A 7,619-nucleotide genomic window follows, 5' to 3' on the forward strand; every position below is an offset into this window, starting at 1 on the left:
CGTACGCAAAGTAAGTTTAGACAAATTATTTTGCCTGTTGACAAGCTGTTGAGCCTTAGTGGTGCAGAAAACTTTTTTTGAGTCTCATGATGGACAGTCCAGGCGGTCAAAATAGCGGCTGAAACCCATTACCTTTGTTCAATCCCTTGAGAAATCCCAAATCTGCTGTCTCGGCGAGAATTCTTTATTTGTAGGGGTTTCAGGAATTTTTTGCATCACCAAGGCTGTTGAGCATCTAATTGTATAGTGGGCTCTGCTAAGCTCTTGCCGTAAGGCTTTTAGAGCAATTGTACTAACGCAGTTTGAATGGCTAACAGCTTAGCTTTGGATATGGCTTTACATTTCTCAAACGAAGAAACCCATAGCAGGGTGTCAGCTACTACTAGCTTAAGACTTTGTGAAATTTATTTCCCCACAGAGATTCTCATGTATGATTGCAGAATGGCTAAGTATAGCCAAAAAGACACAGCGATGGCACGTCTAGGATTACCTATCATGACATCAAATCCTAACTTTGTGGACTATGTTGAGCGTGTCCAGGAAAATTTAGCAGTCCTCTCTCTCACTGACGATAGAGCTAAACTTTACCTGATGGAAAGCCGACCTCTTGCCAAGTACGATCCCAGATTCATTGCGTTTGAAATTCTATTCAATCATAAGCCTGAACCAGGTAAACTCGAACGAAGATTTGATCCTCACATATCAGACAAACTCTTTGAGCAAGCATCCCTTATTACATGCCTCAAAGATCTTAAGCGATTGTACAGAAATGCAAAGTTTATTGGGCTTGATCTAGCTACTGTAGATTGGTCTATACCTCCTTTTATTGAAGATGATGAATATTTATCTGAAAAAACCAAAGACAGCTTAAAAAAATTGCCTGATTCTATTCAAGAGCTAAATCAATTACATGAATCTCTGAAGACTGTTGATCATGAACTCACTTCTGATGAAAGTTTAGATTCAGAAATATCAAATAAGCTAACAAGAGTTAAAGAAATTTTAGACTATATATTACAAAAATATGAAGTGCAGTATATTCCCACTAACGTTGGTAGCACTGCTCTAGTTTATGAGGCCTGGAAACAGGGCAAACTTGTTTCTTTAGGAAATCCTGAAGATGATCAAAAGAAGTTTGACAGCTTGCTATCTGGTCTCTTTCTTGATACTGTAGGGAAAGAGTACCAAACTCTCATGAGAGAGATGGCTGAGAATTTAGGATTAGATAATCCTGAAATTCGTTATATTTATCAGGATCAATTGAGCAACACAAGGACTTGGGTTGGAACTCCTGAGGGTTGGGGATGGTTCACATGCGTAGAGTCAGCTCTTATTCACAAGCTTGATTTAGAAAACCCTAGAGATGCTGGTTTTCGCTACTTAATTTACTACCCTTTGATCATTGATGACTACTGGTTTGCTGGAGTTGCTTTTATTTACTCTAGCCTAAACTTTGATCCTGCTAATGGTGATATTCCAGAAATTTTTAATCGCCAGAAGTATTCCAAAATTTACAACACGATTAAGTCTGTATCGGACACCCTAAAGCTCTCCTTGCGAGAGGAGGCGCTTAAACAGGCTGAGAAAAGGCTGAGAGCAGGAATCAAAAAAGAAGATGTCTTTATTGAGGTTTTAAAGGATTATTTCGTTTGCTTTAACGTTAGAAGAGAAGGAGAGGAAAATCAATCACATTTGTTAGATTCAAGGGAGATTTACAAGGGGCATGGAATTCGATTGTTTGGCCCTGTGTGGTTAACAAATTTGCCTGACAAGTTAAAGCTAATTGAACGGGAGATTGATGGTTATGACGCTAGTGTCAGTCGTGTACCTGGTCTCTTCAAGTCAGTAGATGATTTAGCCCAAATAATAAGCATAGAAAGAGATAAAGCTAAAGGCGAGGGCATTGAAGAGCAATCTCAAAAGTTTTCTCATCAGGCTGTTGCTTTGATGAATATGGTCTGGCTTGACCCTGAGCGTAAGAAGTTAAGCTCTAGATCTAGAGCAGGACTATGGCATCTAAAGACAGTAGCTGAGGTGGTGGGAAAAATTGATTTAGAGGCAGAGAGACTTATTAGCGAAATCGATTTTCCAGAATGGCAAACCTCTATTGCTGGAGAGATTATCCAAGAGGTTGTCGATTTAAGTCTAAGTCATGCTCTAGAGAGAGCTACTCTCCAAAGGCTTGCATCGACAGTAGAAGATAAAAAATTAGATAAGAAGATTAATGACAAAGCTTTCGAAATTCTCAAGAAAGACAGCCATATTAACGAATTTAAGCGTCATATAGGACTGTCTCCGCTACTAGAGGAACCTTGGGCAGATTGGGCAATTCAAAAGGGATTTATACTGTGCTTCTACCATGTTTTCTGGCAAGCTGCGTATCATGCATTTCGGTCAGCTTGTGGACAGTTACAACCTTTGCAAAATACACAAAATGCCTATCTTAAAGTGTTAGTTGGAGAAGAAGAGGTTGAGATTAGAAATGTTGCTGTACCTCCTTCAGTGATAGCCTCTAAATCTCGGGATACTGCTTTTTTTGAAGATATTAATGAAGTACAAAGCTACTTTAGGATTGAGGATTATGGTCAAAGGGAATCTTACTGGTCTACAAAAATTTTCAGAATATCTAAGGAGTCATAAATTATGGAGCTTAAAGCTTATCCTGATGAAGAGCTTCCCCTTGGATATGTTGAAGATAGAAATAGAGGAAAGCGAATCGTCATTGTAATTGATGACTATTTTAATCTACCGAATTGGCACGAACTTGAGATACCGCCTCCTACTGCAAGTGGGCTGAAGAGGTTGTACGACATCGTTCGAGGTTGGCCTCTGACTCGTGCAATTGGTTTTTTTAACTTACCTAACCCAAACCAAATTCAGGAAGATTCTTATACCATAATAAATTGCATTAATGAGTGGATCGATGCTATCTGCTGTGAGGATATTCTAGGAGATGACACCTGCATCAAGGCACGCGAAGAATTTGATTATTACGTCTTAGTTGATATTTTTTTTGGCTCAAATTTTCTTGTAGGAGATAAGTTTATTGATCATTGGAAAGAAAAGAATATTTTTTCATCTAAAGAAAAATTGGCGTATTTAAGTAGCGCAAGGCCACCTACGAGTAATGCTTACAACTTAAGTTTTTTTCAGAAAAGCAAGATTGACGAATCTGGAGAACGGTATCTCGACCTGATAGGATGGCTCGGGTTTCGCCCGGTGCCTTTAGAAATAACCTGGGCAAAATCAATTGGTTGGTTCGATGACGCTCAAGCTGATCTCGTCAAACATGACTTTTCCCAAGTCAAAGAGTATTTTATCAGCGGAAGCCCTAAAGCTGATCAGTATAGAAAGGCTGTGGAAGATGCTTTAGACGTGAAGTTTCCCGATGCTTGGTGGCAGGATACGGCGTCTATTAGAAACATCCATGAATCTTTGAAGCACCTGTGTGGTGAGGTTTTTTGTGGCAGCACTAACAAAAAAGGACGACGCAATATATCTGTTGGGGCTGCCTATCTAATTGCGCTAATGGCTCATCAGCGCATTTATGGCAACATTGATACTTTAGCAAAAGACCCATCTTTGTGGCAAGAGGTTCCAAGGGTTACAGGCGCGGTTTTTCCTCTTCAAGATAAACCAGAAGCGAAATTATCCGCCATATCTCTTTATGAGTTCTTCTATCACATCTTTAAACCTCGTGAGGATCCTTCAAACATCTCGCAAGTTAAAACAGCCTATTTTGAACAAGATGGAGTTGCCCTAAAGATTCAGCTTAAGTGGAAAGCAACTGAAAAAGCTTTAAATCGTCCACAGAATCTTGTGCAACAATTGGCTGAAAGATTTGACAGTGAGCAAATTGATGTGCCAGATCCCGATTCTTATAATGGACTACCAAGAAACACAAAAGATGCTATTTCTCGTTTGTGGCGCAACATGATGTTTAATGACGATGGGTTTATGAGTCCAGGCGTAATTTATATGCATAAAGATGAAGTTATCATTGCTTCAACCGAATATTTAGTGTCAGGAGGTAGCGATGAAGCTTGATAATTCAATTCAAAGCCTTGACCTTGTGGTGGTATGTAACGACGAGCGAAACGATGCCTGGATAGAACTCCTATTAAAGCAGGTCTCTTGCCTATACATGCTTAAAGCAGGGCGCTGCCGCAAATTTGTTCCAGATGATCCTGATGGGTTATCAATTCCCCGTGATCGTTTACCTAAGAAAGTCGATGCAGTTCTCTTTCACTCCAGTGATATGAAGCTCTGGTGTGATATTCAGATTAAAGCAACTTATACTTTCGAGTTTAATACACCCGGAGCTCCTCAGCTTAAGACGGGGGTCATTCCAATTTTCCGTCAAACCTATCCTTACTTTGCTGTCCAATCCACTGACGTTGATGAGTTGATTGCATTTATTGCTGGAGAGCGACAAGCGTTTCCGTCAATGTGTATTCCCCCTTTAGATGTCTTGCCAGCAATCGTAACCCTATGCCAGAGCTATTTAGAGTTCGTAAATCATGAATCATCTGAAATAGTCACTCGACCAGAGTGGTGGCTAGAGGGTTTAGGTCTACTAAAGCACAGTCAGCTTGAACAATCTACATATCAAGGAACTTTGAAACGTTTGGATGCCGAATGGGAAAACCTGAATAAGTTAGATATCTCTCGGAGTCATTTAGATCGATTAATTGCCAGTCTGGTGATTCAACAGCCTAAGGCCTGTGAAGTTGCTTCTCAAGCTATAACATATCCAAATATAGTTGATGCATACAACGAACTCAAGCTTGTGCTATCCTCCAACGCTAACGCCAAGGCATTAGAAGATGCCGTAGATGATGCAACCTCTTTACCCAAAAGGATTTTGGCAATTCGAGGGAGTTGCGTTGGAGTAGCAGCAGCCACAGCAGCGTCTCTCGTTCTAGGGATTGAACGAGAGATATTAGAACCTGAGAACTTGGAAACTATCGGTAAGCCTCCTCGAGAGTCAGTCCTGATATTGGCTGAATCACAAGTTTGCGGGTTGCCTTTTCTGAGGTTGCAAAATTTTGCTGGAGCTATTTTGGTGCTTTCTACTGAGTCCTTCTCGACCTTAAAGCGAAAATACCGGGTGTTGCGATTTGGTCAGGGTTCCCATGCCGCTATAACGGTTCCGCCCTCTTTAGCAGACCTCACCTCCAAATTAAAAATCTTAGTTCCTATGGAGCAAGAGAACCTTAAGTTTTTTCAAAAAGAGATGGAAGCATTGAAATCTTTCTACGACCAGGAAGTTATTCCATGCTTACAAAAGCTAGAACATCCAACTGATAGCTTAGATTCAGCGACAGAAGAAATTGCTGTTCTAATTGAGCAAACACGAACTAACACTCCGGTCGCCTGCCATACTGTTGTTAAGGTTGGAGATGAAACTCTGCAAATTCAGCAGCATTTGCTCAATGCATTAAGTAGATTGAGAGAGCAGAAAAATTTGGAACCAACTATTTCATACTTACAGGCTATCTTTCAACAATGGTTCAAGCTTGTACAATCTGCAGCAGGTGAAAATCTTAAGTTAGCTTCTTAGTGTAATGGAGTCATTGCTGTGGCGCCTACTTCTCGTATTCTAATTCTCGAAGATGATGAGCTTTGGTTAAATAGCCATAAGCTACGATTGATGGAAGCCGGTTTTGATTGCTATGCTACCAAGGATGCTAAGGAAGCTATCAAGGCTGCCAAGACTGATCCATCTGTTAAATTTGCTCTGATAGACGAGATTCTCTACGTCAATCCCTTTTCCATAAAGGAGGAAGAACCAGAACTACAACGCTGGCAGGGTCATGGTGTTATTCGAGAGATTACGGCTCAACGCTCGGATATTCAATTTATTATTATCTCTGCTGTTCCACAGATTGAGAGTGATAAGCAAGAGGGCGATCGCCATATTTTTCGCCAGGAGACTGCGAAACTCAGACGGCAACAGGGTGTGATTGATGTCGTTCACAAAGATGATATCAAGGAGTCCCCTGATGAAAGTTATGGGTGGATCATTGATTTATTGAAGCGCTCGCAGGTCAATAATAAAGCTGAAGTTATTACGCCTAAAATCATTATCGGGTTGGGTTTCTCTAAAGAGACATATGAAGCGATCGTCGAGCAAATGGAGATTCCTAAACGCCAATTTCTACCTATCTCTCCACTGCTAAAGAAGGGAGGCTCTAGGATTCTAGATGAGTTTTGGCAAAGAGCAGAGGAAAAAACGGTATTTCTTGAAATGCCTGGATCAAAGCGATTAGATCACCTAAAAGCTATTAAGCCAAACTCTAGTGCTTTTCAAATCTTATCTTTTTTAGCATTACAGACTGAAAGACAAGCCAATGTTCTCATTCAAGAAAAAGACTATAAGCATTCATCCCGACAATCTAAAAAGACACTGAGTGTTGAAGCTGATGTAGATGCTCCTGAAAGGCAAGATTTTGCCTACGGATATGGCGAAGATGGAAGAAAAGGATTGCGAGCAGGAGTACAAATTGAAGGAAAAGTTGAGCAAAGTTCTCCTATCAAGGTTGCCATTCATCGTCTCAGTCAGCAATTGCACAAGCTTAACGTAGGTCCAGCGCGGCAGTTATTTAACTACGAAGGAGACGGGTATCGTCCCTCATTTGAATTAGGTATTGTTGTTTACGCAGTCCGTCCTCCTAAAAAGACTTAAGTTTTAGATATACCTATAGCAATGCTCGATTGAGCGAGGTACACAATTGCTGATTTTCAAATTCCTCCGGTGCCTAGTTACCTAAGTTTCGCTCTGTCCCCCCTTGATAAGTAGATGGCCCTAAATAAACGTAGGCCTGCTAGGTCGTGAGGAATTTAGGATTGGCTTGATGATTCGAGGCAAAATTAAAGCGTTTGAGGGCATAGCCTGCCTGCATACCTCGGCGGTTCAATCCAGCCATCACGCCCATGGCTAGGTCATAGATATCCTCAAACATCTCGCCTCGAATCTCATGGGCTTTGAGTTGATGCCATTCGGTCTCAATAAAATTCATCTCCGAACAGTACGGGGGCAGTTGAAAGAACTCCAGGCCTTGGGCCTGCCAGATGGCAAGACGCTGTTGTACCGCCTTACTGGTATGGATTGAGGCATTATCCTGAAAGATCACCGTGGCGATACCGGTGCGCTCAAACAGCCGTTGGGCGCGGGTGGCTTGCCAATCCATAAACCGGATGTAACTGGCACTGGTGAGACTGCCTACGACTAAGCCATAGCTCATGTCCCGTCCCGGTTCCCAAAGCCCTAGAATACTGAGCCGTCGACTGCGCTGAGCCGTCTGCGCTTGGCACTTTTGGGTACCCATCAATGACCAGCTGTAGCTGACGGGACTCCAGCTATCAAAGCCCGACTCATCGAGGTACTGCAACCGAATATAACCGTCTCGGGCGGCCTGTTGTAGGAGGTCTAAGTCAGCCTGCTTCCGGGCTCGCAGCACCGGGTCTTGGCGGCGACGATGGCTGTGACCCGACATTCCGCAGGTTGACAAAAGGGATATTTAGGGCGACTGAGGTAAGCTCAGAGCAATCCATGGGATCGCGCTTTGAAGATAGAGAATCTGGACCACTTAGGGTTGGTGGCTGCCATAGTTGAC

At 42.1% G+C, this 7,619-nt stretch carries 5 protein-coding genes; 4 read left to right on the plus strand and 1 reads right to left on the minus strand.

Annotated features, from left to right (window positions below):
• Nucleotides 1-306: 306 nt before the first annotated feature.
• The 4 genes from ACQ4N7_RS26300 to ACQ4N7_RS26315 are packed head-to-tail and all read left to right on the plus strand — an operon-like array spanning nt 307 to nt 6,688.
• On the plus strand, nt 307-2,640 hold the full coding sequence (locus ACQ4N7_RS26300; RefSeq protein WP_430714408.1) for a hypothetical protein: 2,334 nt from the start codon (nt 307-309) through the stop codon (nt 2,638-2,640).
• 3 nt (nt 2,641-2,643) lie between these two features.
• Nucleotides 2,644-4,047 carry a hypothetical protein gene (locus ACQ4N7_RS26305; protein WP_430714409.1) on the plus strand — a complete coding sequence of 468 codons (1,404 nt, stop codon included), beginning with the start codon at nt 2,644-2,646 and terminating at the stop codon, nt 4,045-4,047.
• Complete coding sequence (locus ACQ4N7_RS26310) at nt 4,037-5,563, plus strand: hypothetical protein (protein WP_430714410.1); 1,527 nt, start codon at nt 4,037-4,039, stop codon at nt 5,561-5,563. Before ACQ4N7_RS26305 ends, ACQ4N7_RS26310 begins: the two co-directional genes overlap by 11 nt.
• Before the next feature lie 18 nt (nt 5,564-5,581).
• On the plus strand, nt 5,582-6,688 hold the full coding sequence (locus ACQ4N7_RS26315; protein ID WP_430714411.1) for a hypothetical protein: 1,107 nt from the start codon (nt 5,582-5,584) through the stop codon (nt 6,686-6,688).
• Nucleotides 6,689-6,827: 139 nt separating this feature from the next.
• Here ACQ4N7_RS26315 and ACQ4N7_RS26320 read toward each other — a convergent pair whose 3' ends face one another.
• A complete protein-coding gene (locus ACQ4N7_RS26320) occupies nt 6,828-7,499 on the minus strand; it encodes an IS630 family transposase (RefSeq protein ID WP_430714412.1) in 672 nt (223 codons plus the stop codon).
• Nucleotides 7,500-7,619 lie beyond the last annotated feature (120 nt).

Source organism: Nodosilinea sp. AN01ver1 (assembly GCF_050565655.1).
In the GTDB taxonomy this organism is placed as follows: domain Bacteria; phylum Cyanobacteriota; class Cyanobacteriia; order Phormidesmidales; family Phormidesmidaceae; genus Nodosilinea.